This is a genomic window from Bradyrhizobium sp. Mp27, assembly GCF_029953005.1.
In the GTDB taxonomy this organism is placed as follows: Bacteria; Pseudomonadota; Alphaproteobacteria; order Rhizobiales; family Xanthobacteraceae; genus Bradyrhizobium; species Bradyrhizobium barranii.
Window position 1 is genome coordinate 1 of record NZ_JASAUS010000907.1, and the last position, 216, is coordinate 216.

1 pseudogene is annotated in these 216 nt (G+C 67.1%); it reads left to right on the forward strand.

Features of this window, described 5'->3' with window-relative positions:
- Positions 1–110, forward strand: a pseudogene (locus QJT78_RS52975) (IS630 family transposase); the annotation flags it as partial.
- Positions 111–216 lie beyond the last annotated feature (106 nt).

A 216-nucleotide genomic window follows, 5' to 3' on the forward strand; every position in this document is an offset into this window, starting at 1 on the left:
AGCCGCCACCGCAAGGGTTTGCGCGCTGGACCGGCCCCCTGCTGGCCGAGGCGCTGGGCGATGTCGATGTCCAATATGTCTGGCGGTTCCTGCGCAGCCACAAGATTGACCGTAAGCGCGTATTTTACCGCACAGGCTACGCGCGCGGCTGGCCGCGGCGTCGCGTGACGCCGGGCCCCAGCAGTGTCATCGGAACGGCTTGGTTGACCTGAGCGT